The 18,435-nt window shown below is 43.1% G+C and carries 14 protein-coding genes; 5 read left to right on the forward strand and 9 right to left on the reverse strand.

What is annotated here, in order from left to right; all coding sequences use genetic code 11:
* Nucleotides 1-218: 218 nt before the first annotated feature.
* The 5 genes from ACP7AA_RS06525 to ACP7AA_RS06545 form a co-directional block, all read right to left on the reverse strand.
* Complete coding sequence (locus ACP7AA_RS06525; protein WP_426223010.1) at nt 219-1,178, reverse strand: ABC transporter substrate-binding protein; 960 nt, start codon at nt 1,176-1,178, stop codon at nt 219-221.
* 162 nt (nt 1,179-1,340) lie between these two features.
* Complete coding sequence (locus ACP7AA_RS06530; protein ID WP_426223011.1) at nt 1,341-2,279, reverse strand: transporter substrate-binding domain-containing protein; 939 nt, start codon at nt 2,277-2,279, stop codon at nt 1,341-1,343.
* A gap of 124 nt (nt 2,280-2,403) precedes the next feature.
* Nucleotides 2,404-3,204 carry a transporter substrate-binding domain-containing protein gene (locus tag ACP7AA_RS06535; protein ID WP_201619827.1) on the reverse strand — a complete coding sequence of 267 codons (801 nt, stop codon included), beginning with the start codon at nt 3,202-3,204 and terminating at the stop codon, nt 2,404-2,406.
* Nucleotides 3,205-3,581: 377 nt separating this feature from the next.
* A complete protein-coding gene (locus ACP7AA_RS06540; RefSeq protein ID WP_426223012.1) occupies nt 3,582-4,379 on the reverse strand; it encodes an ABC transporter ATP-binding protein in 798 nt (265 codons plus the stop codon).
* 358 nt (nt 4,380-4,737) lie between these two features.
* On the reverse strand, nt 4,738-5,082 hold the full coding sequence (locus tag ACP7AA_RS06545; protein ID WP_227670488.1) for a hypothetical protein: 345 nt from the start codon (nt 5,080-5,082) through the stop codon (nt 4,738-4,740).
* A 588-nt stretch (nt 5,083-5,670) separates the two neighbouring features.
* Here ACP7AA_RS06545 and ACP7AA_RS06550 point away from each other — a divergent pair.
* The 4 genes from ACP7AA_RS06550 to gltS all read left to right on the forward strand — a co-directional run bounded on the left by ACP7AA_RS06550 (nt 5,671) and on the right by gltS (nt 9,686).
* Nucleotides 5,671-6,972: a glutamate-5-semialdehyde dehydrogenase gene (locus tag ACP7AA_RS06550; RefSeq protein ID WP_201629700.1), complete on the forward strand. Its 1,302-nt coding sequence runs from the start codon at nt 5,671-5,673 to the stop codon at nt 6,970-6,972.
* Nucleotides 6,973-7,132: 160 nt separating this feature from the next.
* Complete coding sequence (locus ACP7AA_RS06555) at nt 7,133-7,888, forward strand: ribonuclease domain-containing protein (protein WP_426223013.1); 756 nt, start codon at nt 7,133-7,135, stop codon at nt 7,886-7,888.
* A gap of 1 nt (nt 7,889) precedes the next feature.
* Complete coding sequence (locus ACP7AA_RS06560) at nt 7,890-8,327, forward strand: barstar family protein (RefSeq protein WP_426223014.1); 438 nt, start codon at nt 7,890-7,892, stop codon at nt 8,325-8,327.
* An 84-nt stretch (nt 8,328-8,411) separates the two neighbouring features.
* Nucleotides 8,412-9,686 carry a sodium/glutamate symporter gene (gene gltS / locus ACP7AA_RS06565; protein WP_426223015.1) on the forward strand — a complete coding sequence of 425 codons (1,275 nt, stop codon included), beginning with the start codon at nt 8,412-8,414 and terminating at the stop codon, nt 9,684-9,686.
* Nucleotides 9,687-9,793: 107 nt separating this feature from the next.
* Here the strand turns inward: gltS and glyA are convergent, their stop codons facing one another.
* From glyA to ACP7AA_RS06580, 3 genes are all read right to left on the reverse strand, one after another.
* Nucleotides 9,794-11,050 (reverse strand): serine hydroxymethyltransferase, encoded by a 1,257-nt coding sequence (glyA, locus tag ACP7AA_RS06570; RefSeq protein WP_426223016.1) that lies wholly within the window; start codon nt 11,048-11,050, stop codon nt 9,794-9,796.
* Nucleotides 11,051-11,461: 411 nt separating this feature from the next.
* Nucleotides 11,462-11,962 (reverse strand): chorismate--pyruvate lyase family protein, encoded by a 501-nt coding sequence (locus ACP7AA_RS06575; RefSeq protein ID WP_426223017.1) that lies wholly within the window; start codon nt 11,960-11,962, stop codon nt 11,462-11,464.
* 86 nt (nt 11,963-12,048) lie between these two features.
* On the reverse strand, nt 12,049-13,407 hold the full coding sequence (locus tag ACP7AA_RS06580; RefSeq protein WP_426223271.1) for a GNAT family N-acetyltransferase: 1,359 nt from the start codon (nt 13,405-13,407) through the stop codon (nt 12,049-12,051).
* Between the two features lie 933 nt (nt 13,408-14,340).
* Here ACP7AA_RS06580 and ACP7AA_RS06585 point away from each other — a divergent pair.
* On the forward strand, nt 14,341-16,560 hold the full coding sequence (locus ACP7AA_RS06585; RefSeq protein WP_426223018.1) for an NADP-dependent isocitrate dehydrogenase: 2,220 nt from the start codon (nt 14,341-14,343) through the stop codon (nt 16,558-16,560).
* A gap of 215 nt (nt 16,561-16,775) precedes the next feature.
* Here the strand turns inward: ACP7AA_RS06585 and icd are convergent, their stop codons facing one another.
* Complete coding sequence (gene icd, locus ACP7AA_RS06590) at nt 16,776-18,035, reverse strand: NADP-dependent isocitrate dehydrogenase (protein ID WP_426223019.1); 1,260 nt, start codon at nt 18,033-18,035, stop codon at nt 16,776-16,778.
* Nucleotides 18,036-18,435: the final 400 nt, after the last annotated feature.

Consider the following 18,435-nt stretch of genomic DNA (forward strand, 5'->3'; position numbering starts at 1 on the left):
CACGGTCTAAATAGGTGCTTATCAGCATAAATATCAAATAAATCAGTAAGATTTGATAAAACCCGACTGTCAATCACGCTTAAAACGCAATGATTTGCTATAAAAAGCAAAAAAGACATCGCCATCATGGCAATGTCTTTCGCTTAAATGTCTTTATGCTTATTAATACAGCATTCATTCAAGATACTAATAGTATCGAACCATATAGTATCAAATCATTATTGTGCGGCGCTATCTACCGTTGTTGGTGCTGCTGTTGATGCTGGTGTTGGCGTTGCACTTACTGGTACAGCAAAATACTTTTGATTGATTTTATCATAAGTACCATTAGACTTTATATTGGCCAATGATTGATTGATTTTTGCTTGCAGGGCTTCATCATTAGGACGCACGGCAATAGCAAAGTTATCATTAATATCAATCTCATCGCCTTTTAGCACATAATCACTACCTGATGCTGAACCGAGCCACTCTAACGCTGGGAGTTTGTCAGATATCATGGCATCGACACGACCGGAACCCAAATCTAAAAAGGCATTACTCAAGGTATCATAAAGCTTCATATTGGCTTTTGGATAAGTATTTTCTAACCACTGTGAAGAGATAGTCGAGCGCTGCGCAGCAATAGAATGCGCATTGATATCGCTACTATTAGCTGGATCAAAGCTGCTGTCTTTTTTGGCTAAAAATACCAACGCATTGCTAAAGTACGGATCGGTAAAAGCAACTTGCTTTGCGCGCTCAGGCGTTACCGACATTGCCGCGACGATGGCATCGTATTTACCAGCTTTAAGGCCAGGAATAATACCGTCCCAATCTTGCGCCATAATCTCACAGGTCATCTGCATATCGTCGCAGATAGCATTGGCAATCTCAACATCGAAGCCGCCAAGCGTCCCATCAGCATTGGTATAGTTAAAGGGTGCATAAGCGCCTTCGGTACCGATACGCAGCACATTGTCATCTGCCGCAGCGCTGTTGTTTTCCGTCGCTTCTGTTGTCTTCGTTGCCTCTGAGCTAGCGGTTTCGTTAGTCTCATTTTGACCATTACTGCAACCCGCCAACGCCAATAATGCCATTAGGGCTAGCATCGGCTTTGCCTTTAAGAAAGGTTTACTGGTGGATGAAGAAGTAGCAGACGTACTAAATATGCTGGCTGAGAGAAGATGGTTGCTCATAATCATCCTTGATGTTGTTACTGGGTATTATTAATTAGTATTATTACTTAGACTTAGCATTATCACTTGGCAAAATATTATAAATGGCATAAAGCACGCTTTAGTCAAAACGTGCTTTATTAAAACCAGCGCTTATCTAATAGCATATTATAGAAAACTCTATTAATTAGTCGCCGTTTCTGCTTGTTCTTCTTTAGCAATCACAGCATTGGCATCGACATTACCATCATCAACCACCACCACTTCTTTAACACCCTCAGTTGCTACTGCTTTTTGTGCCGCCGCTGTTGAGCTGGTACCAAAATAGCTACCGGTGATTTGGTCATAAGTGCCGTTGTCTTTTAGTTCAGCCAGTGCTTTATTAAATTTAGCAACTAATGGATCACCTTTACGGAAGGCAATACCCATCGCATCATCACTGGTGCTGATTTCTTGACCTTTAACTTCATAGTCTTTACCGGCTTCGGTTTTTAGCCAATCAATACCGGTGACTTTATCAGACATCATGGCACGGACACGACCTGAGGTTAGGTCTAAGTAAGCATTGTCTTGGGTATCATAAAGTTTGATATCAGAGTCAGCATGTTTTTCTTGCAGATACTGTGACGCAACTGTTGAGCGCTGTGAGGCAATCGGCTGACCTTTAAGACCTTCTACGCTAATATCATCGCCTTTTTTACCGATTAGGATGATGCCAGTATGAAAGTATGGGTCGCTGAATTCTACGACTTCTTTACGCTCAGGCGTGATTGACATACCAGCGATGGCTGCATCAAATTTCTGTGCATTGAGCCCCGGAATTAAGCCATCCCAATCTTGCGAGATAACTTCACACTCGGCTTTCATTTGCGCACATAGAGCGTCGACCAGCTCAATCTCATAGCCGATTAATTTGCCATCAGCGTCGGTATAGCTAAAAGGCTTATAGCTTGATTCTGTAGCGATTTTGATGTTTAGAGGCGCATCAGTAGCGGCATCTGTCTCAGTGCTTTCAGTCGGTGCTGAGCTGTTATTACAAGCCGTAAGCATAAGCATCGCCGCACTAAGTGGTGCAAGCCACAAGGCTTTTTTGCTTATTGATGATGTCATTGAAGTAATCATAGGGTTTATTCCTTAATATATTGACCAGCCGTTTGTTAATCCGCAATGGGTCAGTCATTCGTTAATCAACGCTTCTCAAAACAGTCTATTGATTGAAGACTTTTCTCAAAGCGTAGCAAGCAAATTATTGACCGAAGTTTTCCTGTTCAAGACGAGCAAGCTCACCGTTACTACGGATTTCGCTCAGCGCTTTATTAAAGTCGTCTTTGATTGAATCACCTTTACGAACAGCAATGGCAATATTATCGTCGTTATCAATCTCATCACCCACGATACCGAAACCTTCTGGGTTGTCCGCTAACCATGATTTGGCAGAGACTTTTTCAGCCAGTACGGCATCACTACGACCGGACTTTAGGTCTAAATAGGCATTGTCATAATTATCATAAAGCTTAACGGTATTACCGTCTTTGCCTTCATAATTGTCTTGTAAGTACGCGCCCGGTGTCGTTGAGCGTTGGCCACCAAGGGTCAAGCTCTTAATTGCTTTAGGGTCAAAACCACCTTTGGTATCGGTGAGCCAAACCATAGTATTAGCAAAGTACGGCTCACTGAAATCGACCTTTTCTTGACGCTCAGCGGTGATAGACATCCCAGCGATGACGGCGTCATATTTCTGCGCCAATAAACCTGGAATAATACCGTCCCAATCTTGGGCAACGATTTCACATTTGGCTTGCATTTGCGCACATAACGCATTGGCAACATCGATATCGAAACCCGCCAAGCTGCCATCGGCATTGGTATAGTTAAAAGGAGGGTAAGCGCCCTCGGTGGCGATACGAATGGTCTTGCCAGCCGTTTCTGCGGCAGGGGCATCAGCATTGGTATCAGTAGCTTCGTTAGCAGGCTGACTACAAGCACTTAGCATGAGCGCGGCGGTAACGGTCATCGATGACCACAATAGGCGAGAATTCGACATCATACATTCCTTAAATTCTGATGGATTTTTTAATATAGGGTTCTGATATTTTGTTCTCTGACGTCCCTGCCAGAAAAGCAATTCAATGCACAGAAGACACAGGCAGGCATTATGAGCAACTGCCTGTAAACCTTTTGATAATACCTGACTCAAATATCAAAAACAAACGTTTTGCATACCGACTGTGATTATTGAGTAATAAACACCCTAAGAAAATTACCAATGAGTAATTTTGGCGTTTTAATCGCTTTAAACATTTAAAAACTTAAAGCAGCGTCTAAATCAAAGCAGTTAAAATCAAAGCAGTTAAAATTAAAGCCGTTAAAGTTAAAGTCAATAAAATTGAAACGACTAAAATTATAACAAATGAAAACGCCCTGTTAGTTTTTGCGATGCGAGGCCATAAAGTCTTTAACGCGCTCAGATTTCGGGTTATCAAAGACTTGCTCAGGCGTACCAATTTCTTCAATCACACCTTGATGGAGGAATACCACCTTGCTTGATACTTCACGGGCAAAGCGCATCTCATGGGTGACAATTAACATCGTACGCCCTTCTTCGGCCAGCTCGCGCATGACGGCGAGCACTTCATTGACCAGTTCAGGGTCGAGTGCCGAGGTTGGTTCATCAAATAATAACACCTGCGGCTGCATCGCAAGCGCACGCGCAATCGCCACACGCTGACGTTGACCGCCCGATAAATTTGCGGGATACGCATCTTTTTTATCAAGCAAACCGACTTTATCAAGCAGCTTTTCAGCATCACTAATCGCTTGGGCTTTTTTGATTTTTAGGACTTGCGTTGGACCTTCGATGATATTTTGCAAAATGGTCTTGTGCGGCCACAAGTTAAAGTTCTGGAAGACGAATCCCACGCGCGCACGTAAGCTCTCTAGCTGCTTGATGTCTGCCGCTTGCAATTCGCCCGACTTAGTAGGTTTGAGCATCAGCTCATCGTTACCGATGATGATACGACCTTGATTGGGCTTTTCAAGCAGATTAATACAGCGCAGCAAGGTCGACTTACCGGAGCCAGACGAGCCTAAAATAGAGATGACGTCGCCATCATAGGCGGTGAGTGACACCCCTTTTAGCACGTCTAATGAGCCATAGCTTTTATGGACGTCTTGTAAATCTAAGGCGATAGGCCGAGTCGGATTCTTTGCAGTATCAAGCATGGTTTAGCAGACTTCCAATAAATATGAGTGAAAACATGAATAAAAAATGCGCTATCAAACAGCTCTATAATAAGTAACTCTATTAATAGCTGCTTTATCAGTATGAGTAATACAAAGGCTAAAGCGAGCAGTATTTTAGTAGTGCTGTGTTAGTCGCATTATTTCGATAACGTTATGATGGGTTCAATAAAGGCGCGATATTGTCGCCTATAATGCAATAAAAAGGCAAACCTTGTCGCTTTTACCTATGAGCTTTTGACGAAGCAATACCCTTTATAAAATGAGGCCCATAACGCACAGTCAGTTATGGGCCTCATTTTATCATCTTAACGCCGTTAGCGCTGTTTTATCTGCGGCATTAGTACGTCGAAACATGCTCTTCGCTTTCAGTACCGTCGAGTACCTCTGCCTCATCGGCCGTTGCGACTGCCACATCATCATTTTCGCCGACTACCATACTTTCGTTAGTGTTGGCAGCACTGTCATTTGCGCTAGCTACCGCAACATCATCATTGCTGCCTGCTGTAGCAACGCCAGTCGCTTCATCTTCTACCGCTGTTTGAGCATCGGCTGTTGGTTCGACGTCCATCGGCGCTTCATCTTTTTTACCGCAAGCACTGATACTTAATGCCGCTGCCACCAAACCAACTGTTAACCAGTTTTTATAGGTTTTATTTTCAATCGCCATTTTATTCTCCATCATAAGTATTTATCATATTAGCGCCCACTATACTCACGATTTATCAGTACTACCTTAGCAGTTACAGCGCAGTTCTGTTAAAAATACGTAACAGCGTCCTGACTTTTAACCGCTTATCTTTTTATTTCTAAATGCTATTTATAATGGATAAAATTTAAATACGAGTAAAAATATCCATTCAAACATTTAGTAAATAACCCTAAAAACAAGGTTAAAGAAAACTCTGCAGTGCTTGATAAACGGTCTTTGTTCACAAAATCGACTTTACTATCGTCCTCATCTCCTCTATGTTAAATAGCAGAGTGCCTTTAGTTTCTAGAAAGCCATCAGTTTCTAGAAAGCCATCAGTTTCTAAAAAGCCATTAGTTTCTAAAAAACAGACAGGCGCTAAAAAATAAACAAGTGCTAAAAACATATTTTTGTAGATTAGTGATGATAATTAGCAGATTTACTGCTTTTAGGCGGCTTTAGCTGCTTTTCTTTATGCCTCAACCTATATATGAGCATGTTATAAAATCTAGGATTCATTATTTAGGATTCATCATTACTAATCTGCAAACCCTCTATTGATAACTATAAGGAAGTTAATTTATGAGTCAATCGAATACCACAGATGTTACCGCTTATATGCAAAGCGTTGGTCAGCAAGCACGTGCCGCGTCACGAGCGCTAGCGGCGGCCAATACCGGCGATAAAAATTCCGCCTTGATGGCAATCTATGACGAATTAAAAAGCGCCAAAGCCGATATTTTAGCGGCCAATAAAGTCGATATGGATAAGGGTGCAAAAAACAACTTAGACGCCGCTCTACTAGATCGCCTAGAGCTAAACGACGCGCGCTTTGATGGTATGTTGCAAGGTTTAAAAGACGTCTCCGCGCTGCCCGACCCTATTGGCGCAGTCACGGATATGACCTATCAGCCATCAGGTATTCATTTGGGTAAAATGCGCGTGCCACTTGGTGTGGTTGGTATGATTTATGAGTCGCGTCCCAATGTCACCTTAGAAGCGGCTTCGCTTGCGCTAAAATCCGGTAACGCCATTATCTTACGCGGTGGCTCTGAAGCCTTTGAATCCAATCAAGCGATTGCCAAATGTATTTTAAAAGGTTTAAACAAGGTTGGTTTATCTGAGCATAGCGTGCAAGTGTTAGAAACCACTGACCGCGCTGCGGTTGGCGAGCTGATTACCATGACAGAATATGTCGATGTTATCGTGCCACGCGGTGGTAAGGGTTTGATTGAGCGTATCAGCCGTGATGCCCGCGTCCCTGTCATTAAACATCTAGATGGTAACTGTCATACCTTTATCGATAGCGACGCCGATGCCGACATTGCCATCAAGGTCAGCGTCAATGCCAAAACCCATCGCTATGGTACTTGTAATACTATGGAGACGCTGTTGGTCGATGAATCAGTTGCCAATGAGTTATTACCAAAAATTGCTGAAGCTATCGTAAAAGCTGATGATGCCATGCAACTGCGCCTTGATGATAAAGCACAGGCTATCTTAAATGACAATGCTACCCTTCAAGGTCATCTGTCAGCGGCGACTAGCGCAGACTGGGATACCGAATATCTTGCACCTATTTTAGCGGTTAAGGTGGTATCGGGTATCGATGAAGCGATTGAGCATATCAATACCCACGGCAGCCAGCATACCGACGTTATCATTACCGACAATTACACCAAGTCGCAACGCTTTATCCGTGAAGTCGATTCGGCAAGCGTTATGATTAACGCCTCTAGCCGTTTTGCCGATGGATTTGAATACGGGCTTGGGGCGGAAATCGGTATCTCAACCGATAAAATCCATGCGCGTGGACCGGTTGGACTCGAAGGCTTAACCTCGCAAAAATGGATCGTTTACGGTCACGGCGAAACACGCGCCTAGCGCATTACTTCTTCACTACAATTTATCGTCTTACCTCAAGTATAATCCATAAAAAACGTCAGCTTAATTGCTGGCGTTTTTTTATTATTGATAAATATGTTATATATGGCACATAAAAATTATTTTGCTAAATAAAAACCGTCGATAGGATAGCGCGCCCATGCAAAGTGGCAAGATTAAACACTGGAATGCTGATAAAGGCTACGGCTTTATTGAGGTAGACAATCAAAGTGAAGATGTCTTCTTTCATATCAGCACCGTACGCTTGTCGCAACCTGTAAGCGAAGGTCAACACGTCTATTTTAACAGTCAGCGTAATGAAAAAAACCAATTACGCGCAACTGAAGTCACCTCTAATGAATTGAGTATTTTAGAAACATCAGTATCAAATTCAGCATCGAATGCAACATCAAATTCAGCGCATCGCAACCTAGATAATGCGCAGCAGAAAAACAATCGATATAAAAATACTCGTGGTAGCCAAAACAACAAAAGTGGCTTCTCTACCCTATTGAGTGTCATCGCCCTTATTGCCGTTGCGGTTTACTTTTTTGGGGATTTAAAATCCAGTTTATTTACAGATAGCACGCCAGCAACTTCTATATCGCAGACGGCCTCTAAAACCAGCAGTTCAGGTGTCGAAGCTATCACAGGTGATGCGCAAATCGACCAGACACTGGCACTTATTAAGCAAGGCGGTCCTTTTCCTTATCCTAACAAAGATGGCACAACCTTTTATAATCGCGAAGGCAAGCTACCCGCCCAGTCGCAAGGCTACTATCGCGAATATACCGTGCCTACGCCGGGGGTTTCCCATCGCGGTGCACGGCGCATTGTCACCGGCGGTCATCCACCGACCATTTATTATTTGACCGTCGACCATTATGATAGCTTCCGACAATTGCAGGTGAACTGATATGAGCCAAGCTATTTACTATATTAATAAAAACAACATTAATCAAAACAGCATTAATCAAAACAGCATTAATCAAAACGGCGTTGACCAAAACAGTATCAAGCAAAATAACATCAATCAAAGCGATTCTGCCCTCATTAACAGCATTCCTGAGCAAGCGCTTAACATTCCCATTGGCAATGTCTTGGATAAAGAAACACTACTAAATAGCTTAGCGAAAGTAGCCAATTTTCCGAGCTATTTTGCCCATAATTGGGACAGCGCTTGGGACTGTTTGACCGATAGTGATATCACTCACCTCACACTTTACTTAAATGGGGTAGAGAAAATTAACACTGAGGACTTTAATGTCTTTAAGCGTCTCATTGAGGACGCCTATAAAGATTTTGGTAAACCGCAATTATGGATTGTTGCGGCGTCAGATGATGCATGTGAATAGCGAGATGACCAGAACCTAAATTCGAGATAAAACCAGCTTTATCCCGAATTTAGGTTAATTTATATTTATAGAAAGGATTAACCTATGGAAATCACCCTCAACGGCTACTACACCTTGATATTGGCCACCTTAGTGCTCTTGCTTGGACGCTTTTTAGTCAAACGGATCAAATTTCTAGAAGACTTTAATATTCCAGAACCAGTGGCCGGTGGTTTGGTTGCAGCGATTATCGTTTACATTCTTAATATCTTTTGGGGTTATAGCTTTAACTTCCAGCAAGGGCTGCAAACCGCAACCATGCTGATGTTTTTTGCCTCTATCGGACTCAGCGCTGATTTTAGTAGGCTAAAGGCAGGCGGCTCGCCACTATTGATTTTCACCATCGTGGTATCGGTGTTTATCATCTTACAAGATGTCGTGGGCGTGGCGATGGCAAGTGTGCTTGGACTTGACCCACTCCTCGGCTTGGTAACAGGTTCAATTGCCCTAACAGGTGGACACGGTACAGCAGGCGCTTGGGGCATTACTCTAGAAGAGCAGTATGGTGTGGTTGGTGCTACGACACTTGGAATCGCGGTCGCCACTTATGGTTTGGTTGCAGGTGGCGTCATCGGCGGTCCGGTTGCCCGTCATTTGATTAAAAAACTTGGTTTAAAACCAGCGGCGGCTAATCCAAATCCGAGTGAGGTTGAACGACTTGCCGGCGAGCAATCACTCTATAGCACCAAGCATAACGAAGAGGAAGTACATGGTAATAAGGAGATGTTTGAGAAGCCTGATAACATTCGTCTTATAACCGCCTCCTCTACCATTGAATCCTTGGCACTATTTGCCGCGGCATTGGCTTTCGCTGACATCATGACTTTGTTGGCGCAAGATACGTGGTTTGAGCTACCTACCTTCGTATGGGCGCTGGCTGGCGGTGTGATTCTACGTAATACCTTAACCATGGTATTTAATTTTGATATGTTTGACCGTGCTATCGACGTCATTGGTAACGCCTCTTTAAGCTTGTTCTTAGCGATGGCGCTATTGTCATTGAAACTTTGGCAGTTGACTGACCTCGCAGGACCGGTATTAATTATCTTACTGGTGCAGACGCTACTGATGATTGGTTATGCTTACTTTATTACCTTTAAGGTTATGGGTAAAGATTATGATGCTGCCGTACTATCAGCGGGACATTGTGGTTTTGGTATGGGCGCAACCCCGACGGCGATTGCCAATATGCAAGCGGTCACCGATCGCTACTTGCCATCACATAAGGCATTTTTGATTGTGCCGATGGTTGGTGCATTCTTTGTCGATATCGTTAACGCCACTATCTTGCAGATATTTACCAAATTGCCGTTTATGTGATTTGATAAAGTTAAACCCTGATTTAAATAGCTGTGAAACAAAAAAACCGCCTAGCAAAAGCTAAGCGGTTTTTTTATCTCTAAATTATAAAACTAATGAACCAGAAATTACTGATTTTTAGCATAAACAGGAAGCTCTTTACAGATAGCTTCAACTTTACCGCGTACTTCAGCAGCGACTTTTTCATCGCCACGGCTATCTAATACATCACAAATCCAACCTGCCAAATCACTTGCTTGCGCTTCGTTAAAACCGCGAGTAGTAATCGCTGGCGTACCGATACGGATACCAGAAGTCACAAATGGAGATTTTGGATCGTTTGGCACGGCGTTTTTATTGACAGTGATATGCGCATCACCCAACCATTTATCTGCTTCTTTACCGGTCATGTCTTGCTTGACTAGGCTGATCAGCATGAGATGGTTTTCAGTACCACCAGAGATGATTTCATAACCACGCTCTTGGATGACTTTTGCCATCGCTTGGGCGTTTTTAACCACTTGCTGCTGATAGGTTTTGAAGTTATCTTCTAACGCTTCTTTAAAGCAAACCGCTTTTGCCGCGATGACGTGCATCAACGGACCGCCTTGGTTACCTGGGAATACCGCAGAGTTTAACTTTTTAGCAAGCTTCTCATCACGAGCCAAAATCATACCTGAGCGTGGGCCACGTAGGGTTTTGTGCGTTGTAGTCGTGACCACATCCGCAAATGGTACTGGGCTTGGGTAAACACCGCCAGCAACCAAACCAGCAACGTGTGCCATATCAACCAGCAAGTACGCGCCAACTTCATCAGCGATGTCACGGAAACGCTGCCAATCAACCACTTGTGAATATGCTGAGAAACCAGCAATAATCATCTTTGGCTTGTGCTCACGCGCAAGAGCATCAACTTGGTCATAATCGATAAGGCCAGTTTCTTCAACCAAACCATACTGTACGGCGTTGTAGTTTAGACCTGAGAAGTTGATATGCGCGCCATGCGTCAAGTGACCACCTGCGTCTAAGCTCATGCCTAGTACCGTGTCATTGGCGTCTAATAATGCTAAGAAAACAGCAGAGTTCGCTTGGCTACCTGAGTGTGGCTGGACGTTGACGTACTCAGCACCAAACAACTCTTTTGCACGATCAATGGCCAATTGCTCAACCACATCGACGTGCTCACAACCACCATAATAGCGCTTACCAGGATAGCCTTCAGCGTATTTATTGGTTAGGTCAGTGCCTTGTGCTTCCATCACTGCTTGTGAGCAGTAGTTTTCTGAAGCGATAAGCTCGATGTGGTTTTCTTGACGAACGCTTTCAGCGGCCATGGCTTCAGCAAGTACTGGATCAAACTCTTTGATAGAAATATCTTTAAACATAGTGATGTCCTAGGTAGTGGCTATCGTTAATGGTGGTGCTCATTAAAAAGAGGCGAGTAATAAAAGGAGGTGAAAATGGGCAAGCAAAGGCAATTAACCTGTTATTAACTTGTCCAGATTGGCAATAAAATCGAACGATAAAGGCATCGATATCATCGCTAAAGATTAAGTGTAACATGAAAATTTGTACTGTGAGCGCAAAAAAACCTCACGGAAAGCTGAAGGATTTAAATGACGCCGTAATGAGGTTATCAAGCAAATAAATGCGCAATAAAATCATTGTTTTATATTTCTTATTTCTAGGTCTTGCTTGATTTGTTAGTCAAATAATTATTTGTCGCCCATAAAAAACAGCCACTCGTAAGGTAACTGTTTTATTTATTGATACATCAGTTAATGCATGCATCGACATCAAGCATCACTAGACAAAAACGCTGCTAAAAAAGTCTCACTAATAAGTATCTTACGCCCATACCAATCATACAGCGTCTGCCGTTGCCAGCCCTCTGCCGTTTTTTCGATAGAACGTTGATTGGGCAAGGTACGACTGCGCTTAAATAATACATAGCCAATCGGTGTGCTTTTCAATTGCTGTAAACGGCGGGCGCGCCCTTTTAAACTTGGTAAAGGGAAAATACTTTGTGCTTGCACCCATGGCTGCTCATTATTGCCATATAACTGCGCCTCGCGTACCCACGCTAGTAATGGACGGCTCAGCGCCGCACCTTTTACACCCAATTGCTTTTTTTGCGCCAAGGATAATAGCCGATAGCCCTCAAAGCTACGCTCGACACGTAACGGCTGCCCCGCTTTTACCTCAAGCATGGCAGTGAGCGAACCTTCCGTATTGAGAAAATCTAATAGCTCACAGGGAGGCGAGAACGGGTCAGAACAACAGAGATTAGGGGTCATAGTTTACGGCTGATAGGAGAGTATTAGATAGAAAGTTATTGAGTAAAGATTACCAAAGAATATTTATCGAGCATTAATTAGTGTTATCAAGAATCATTGTCATTAAACGTCGGCATATTATCAATATTAAAGGGCAATGCTGCAAAGGCTTGCTGCCGATATTGCCCCATATGCAGTCGGTCTTTGGCACAAAAATCGCTAATCGCTGGGACAAAACGCGCATCGTAAATGCGATGCAAAGAATAAGTCTTGGTCGGAATAAAACCACGAATTAATTTATGCTCACCTTGGGTGCCTGGGTCAAAATAGGTCAAACCTTGCTCGATAGCGAACTCGATACCTTGATAATAACACAGCTCAAAGTGCAGGCTATCATACTCACCAAGCGCGCCCCAATAACGACCATACAGCGTTGCATTTTTACTATCAGGCTTATCGTATAAAAATAAACTGCTGGCGATAATATCAGCATTGGCATCAAGCGCTTGCGCGAGCATCAAATGCTCAGGCATGGTTGCTGCCAATCTCTTGAAAAAGTCTAGTGTGAGATAAGGCTGCTGCCCGCGCACGGCATAGGTCATTACATAACAATGATAAAACGTCTGCCAATCTGCCTCAGTGATAGCATCACCGCATTTACGCTTGCATATAATACCTTGCTCAGCGACTTTGCGCCTTTCCGCACGAATGGTTTTACGTTTTTTGGCTCTTAGCGTCGCCAAAAACGCCTCGAAGTCGGTAAATGGCTGACTACCTTCACTTAAATGCTTATTTTGCCATAAAAACTGGCAGCCTTGGCGCTCCAGTATCGGTAACTCAATCGGTTTTGCCGCTACCCCATTTGCTTGACTGTTAAGCGCCATTTCTATATCAACATCAGTCGGCAGCGCTGCATGAGCGATAGCCGCCATCTCAGGCGTAACAAACAAGCCATGCCAGCCAGACGCTTCCACTTGCTGAGCGATATCGTCAACCCCTGCGATAGCTGCCTTTAAAATATCAGCATCTAGCACCTCACCCGCTGCTAGCCACATACGTTGCCCAGTAATGGGTGTATAAGGTGCGCTGGTCACCAAACGCGGATAATAATCGAGGCCATACTGTGCATAGGCTTGTGCCCACGCATGGTCAAAGACAAACTCGCCTTGATGGTGACCTTTAATAAAAACCGGCATGACCGCAATCGGTTGGCCTATTTGTTCTGAAGATAGCTTTGATGAGGATAGCTTGGTCGAAGATAATGCTTCCTCAATTGCATCACCATCTATATCGTTTGGGCGATGAATTAAGATATAAATCGGCAACCAGCCGGCTTTTTCGCCGATTGCGCCCGTATCACTAAGCGCCTGCCAAAACTCAAACGACATAAAAGGCGTATCTGGCGTCTGCCAGTTAGTCAATTGCTGCCAGCTGCTATCGCTGAGTAACGCATATTGCAAATTCATCATCACCACACTCTCACCCTGCTATTTCTTAGACCATTTTTCTTTAGCGTTTAGCCTATCAAACTACCATGCTTTTGCTGTCACAATTTGCAAAAACTTAGCAATTTATCCAATACTCACTATCTAATCCTCAAAAAAAGAGCACTTTGTTTATATTTAAAACGTCCTCTTAAAACACTCTTGTCGAAACACCTTTATCGAAAAGTTTTAAAAAAAACAGCACAAAAAAAGCCATCGTCAGCAAAGCAGCTGACCAAATGGCTTATTTGTTAATGACTGTTTTATTTTTATGGCTGAAAATTAAGCTTAAGTACAGATTTGGTTTGGGCTGCAATAAACGCTAAAAAATGGCTATTTGAAAGAACCGCTTTATTGGATAATAATCACTATAGCAAGCACATTGTTGCAGAAATAAGCTCATGTGTGCAGAAAATAGTATTAAAAGCGTGCAAATTGTCTGCAAAAGATGATATCGACGCTGATGACTGGTAGAATAAGGCTATTACTAGCTTAATATAATTCAGATACATAGGATATGAGCGAAAATAGTATACTTAGTTCAATGTACAAGATTGACATCATATCGAATTTATAGTGGATCGACTATAATATGGCGTCAGTCATACATTTTCAGACCATTTTAGTCTGAGAGCTTTGAAGTAAATGGTCAAGATGACCTTTGAATAATGACCTTTAATAAAATAAGTGCTTGCTACAGCGATTTTTTAACAAAGGCCAACCTAAGAAAGGTCAGTCACTGCTTATGAAAGATTTTTCTAGCAGTCTTGACACTCTAGAATGGCAATAAACGACGACACTTGATGTATTTGAACCAACCCGTAGCCCATTATTGTATGCAGGCTGTATAGAGCTGTTAAATAATACCTCAGCTTTATTGGCCTCATTAATGACAACAAGGAATACTCTACTAACATGTCAAAAATTATTTATACAAAAACTGACGAAGCCCCAGCGCTTGCAACCTTATCATTCTTGCCTATTGTAAAAGCATTTACCCAAACAGCAGGCATCGAAGTCGAAACCAGTGATATCTCTGTTGCAGCGCGTGTGTTGGCTGAATTTCCAGAATATTTAACGGAAGAGCAGCGCGTTCCTAATAACTTAGCTGCGCTTGGTCAATTAACCCAAGATCCAAACGCCAATATCATCAAATTGCCAAATATCAGTGCCTCTGTGGGGCAATTAAAAGCAGCAATTAAAGAGATACAAAGCAAAGGCTACGCGATTCCTAACTTTCCAGATGAGCCGCAAACGGAAGAAGAAGAAGAAATCCGTCGTCGCTATGGTAAAAGCCTAGGCAGCTCTGTAAACCCTGTCATACGTGAAGGTAACTCAGACCGCCGTGCGCCAAAAGCAGTGAAAAACTACGCCCGTAAGCACCCGCATTCTATGGGTGAGTGGAAGCAATGGTCACAAACGCACGTTTCACACATGCACAGTGGCGACTTCTATGACGGCGAGCAATCGATTACCTTAGATAAAGCCCGCACCGTACGTATGGAGCGCGTGGCTGAAGACGGCACGGTTAATGTTTTCAAATCAGGTATTGCTTTGCTCGATAAAGAAGTCATCGACTTGATGTTTATGAGCAAAAAAGCGCTGCTTGAATTTTATGAGCGTGAAATGGAAGATTGCCGTGAAGCTGGTATCTTATTTTCACTACACGTAAAAGCCACTATGATGAAGGTCTCGCACCCTATCGTCTTTGGACACGCGGTTAAAACCTATTATAAAGATGCCTTTAATAAGCATGGCGCGTTATTTGACCAGTTAGGTATTAACGTCAATAACGGCATGGCAAGTTTGTACGAAAAAATTGCCGAATTACCAGCCAGCTTACGCGAAGAGATTGAGCGCGATTTACATGCTTGCCAAGTACATCGTCCACGTTTAGCGATGGTTGATTCATCAAAAGGTATCACCAACTTCCATTCACCAAGTGATGTGATTGTCGATGCTTCTATGCCTGCTATGATCCGCTCAGGCGGTAAAATGTGGGGCGCTGATGGCAAAATGTATGACTGTAAAGCAGTCATGCCTGAGTCTACTTTTGCGCGTATTTACCAAGAAATGATTAATTTCTGTAAATGGCATGGCAACTTTGACCCAACCACGATGGGTACCGTACCTAACGTTGGCTTGATGGCGCAAAAAGCAGAAGAGTATGGTTCGCACGATAAAACCTTCGAAGCAAGTGATTCGGGCATAGCTCGTATCGTTGACGAAGAAACTAATGAAGTATTGCTTGAGCAGCGTGTTGAGAAAGGTGATATCTGGCGCATGTGTCAGGTCAAAGACGAGCCAATTCAAGATTGGGTGAAGCTTGCCGTACGCCGCGCTCGCGAATCAGATACGCCAGTTATCTTTTGGTTAGACCCTTACCGTCCACATGAGAACGAGCTGATCAAAAAAGTACAAACCTACTTAAAAGATCATGACACTGACGGTCTACATATCGAAATCATGTCTCAAGTTCGTGCGATGCGTTATACCTTAGAGCGCGTTGCTCGCGGTCTAGATACCATTTCTGCTACCGGTAATATTTTACGTGATTACCTAACTGACTTGTTCCCGATTTTAGAATTGGGTACCAGTGCTAAAATGCTATCAGTTGTCCCACTAATGAAGGGCGGCGGTTTGTTTGAAACAGGCGCAGGTGGTTCAGCACCGAAGCACGTGCAACAATTGCTTGAAGAAAACCATCTACGTTGGGATTCTCTCGGTGAGTTCTTAGCCTTGACTGAGTCGTTAGAGCATTTAGCTAAAAACGACGGCAATGCCAAAGCTAAAGTATTGGCCGATACGCTTGATAGAGCCACTGAAACGCTGCTGTTAAATGACAAATCGCCTTCACGTAAAACTGGTGAGCTAGATAACCGTGGTAGCCATTTCTATCTGGCTATGTACTGGGCTCAAGAGCTGGCAGCACAAGATGAGAATAGCGAGCTAAAAGCACAATTTGCGCCATTGGCACAAAAGCTTGAAAGCAATGAAGCGGCTATCATTGAACAGATGAATGCGGTTCAGGGCAAGCCTATGGATCTAAAAGGCTACTACTTGGCAGATGAAGCTTTAGCTGAAAAAGCCATGCGTCCAAGTGCCTTATTCAACGAGACTATTGCTTCGTTGTAACTGGCTCTAAACTGAATAAATGGCTCTAAACTGACTTAGTAAACGTTGCTAAGTCAGCATGAATCAAACACCCCAAAGGTCTAGACTTTTGGGGTGTTTTTTATGGCTAAATAAATAAGCAACCATAAAAAAGCCACCTACGTCGCAGTAGATGGCTTTTTAAAATATAACTGGGTAAAACTCAGCTAACCAAAGTTTCTTAACTTATTAGCCAGTTAAGCATCCATATGTTTAATAATGGCTTGACCGAACTCAGAGCTGCTGAGCAAAACAGCATCTGGCATCAAACGCTCAAAGTCATAAGTCACGGTTTTATTTTTAATCGCCCCTTTGATACCATCAATCACAAGGTCGGCAGCTTCTGTCCAACCCATATCACGTAGCATCATTTCAGCAGATAAAATCAATGAACCGGGATTGACCTTATCTTGACCGGCATATTTAGGCGCTGTACCATGAGTTGCTTCATAGACAGAGATTGACCCGCCTTTATTGGCACCCGGTGCGATACCGATACCACCCACTTCTGCGGCCAGCGCATCAGAAATATAATCACCGTTTAAGTTTAACGTTGCGATAACCGAATAATCAGCAGGACGCATTAAGATTTGCTGTAAAAAAGCATCAGCGATGACGTCTTTAATGATAATTTCATTACCCGTTTTTGGATTTTTTATCGTCATCCAAGGACCGCCATCGAGCAATTCAGCACCGAAACGCTCAGCGGCAAGCTCATAGCCCCATTCTTTAAACGCGCCTTCTGTAAATTTCATGATATTACCTTTGTGCACGAGGGTGACACTCGGTAAGTCATTATCGATAGCATGTTGAATAGCTTTACGCACCAAACGCTGCGAGCCCTCTTTTGATACAGGCTTAATACCGATACCACAGTCATCGGAAAAACGGATTTTGGTCACGCCCATCTCTTCTTTCAAAAACTTGATGACTTTTTTGGCATCATCACTGCCCGCTTTCCACTCGATACCCGCATAGATATCTTCTGAGTTTTCACGGAAAATCACCATATCTGTCAATTCTGGGCTATGCACAGGGCTTGGCACACCTTCAAACCAACGTACTGGACGCTGACAGACGTATAGGTCAAGCTCTTGACGTAGCGCGACGTTTAGCGAACGCATACCGCCGCCAACTGGCGTGGTCAATGGACCTTTGATACTCACCACGTATTCGCGCAGAACCTCGAGCGTTTCGGTCGGTAGATATTCGCCATCATAAATTTTCGACGCTTTTTCGCCGCAATATACTTCCATCCAAACGATGGACTTTTTGCCTTGATAGGCTTTTGATACCGCGGCATCGACGACTTTAATCATCACCGGTGTGATATCCACACCGATACCATCACCTTCGATAAAGGGAATAATTGGATGATTGGGTACGTTTAGGGTTAAATCAGCATTAACGGTTACTTTTTCGCCGTCTCTTGGGACGATTACCTTTTCATATGGCATGGGTCAAACTCCTTGATTGTATTTTTATAGTAGATAGCTCAAGCATCGTTGGCATCATGGCATCATTGGCATTCCGTTATCTTCGCTAGCTATTTATGTTTTGCTTTTGGCTTTAGCTAAGCAGCAGCGTAGCGAGTTAAACGCTAATTATTTGAGCAGAACATGCTGAGCAGTACATATTGCGCAGAACGTACTCAGTAGAATATAGCTAAGCCGACATGCTTGGCGAGGTGATGTATAATAGTTTTAAGAGTAATATTTAAAGATATTGTTGATGATGTGATTAACACTTATTTTAATAATCATGGAAAAAATCAAAGCTACTGCAAAAATTGCTTGGTCATTTATCGACAAAATCAGATGTTATTACAATAAGTAAAATGACAAAAAAACTTTATAA

The organism is Psychrobacter sp. DWR1-2-3, assembly GCF_049896465.1.
Taxonomy (GTDB): Bacteria; Pseudomonadota; Gammaproteobacteria; order Pseudomonadales; family Moraxellaceae; genus Psychrobacter; species Psychrobacter maritimus.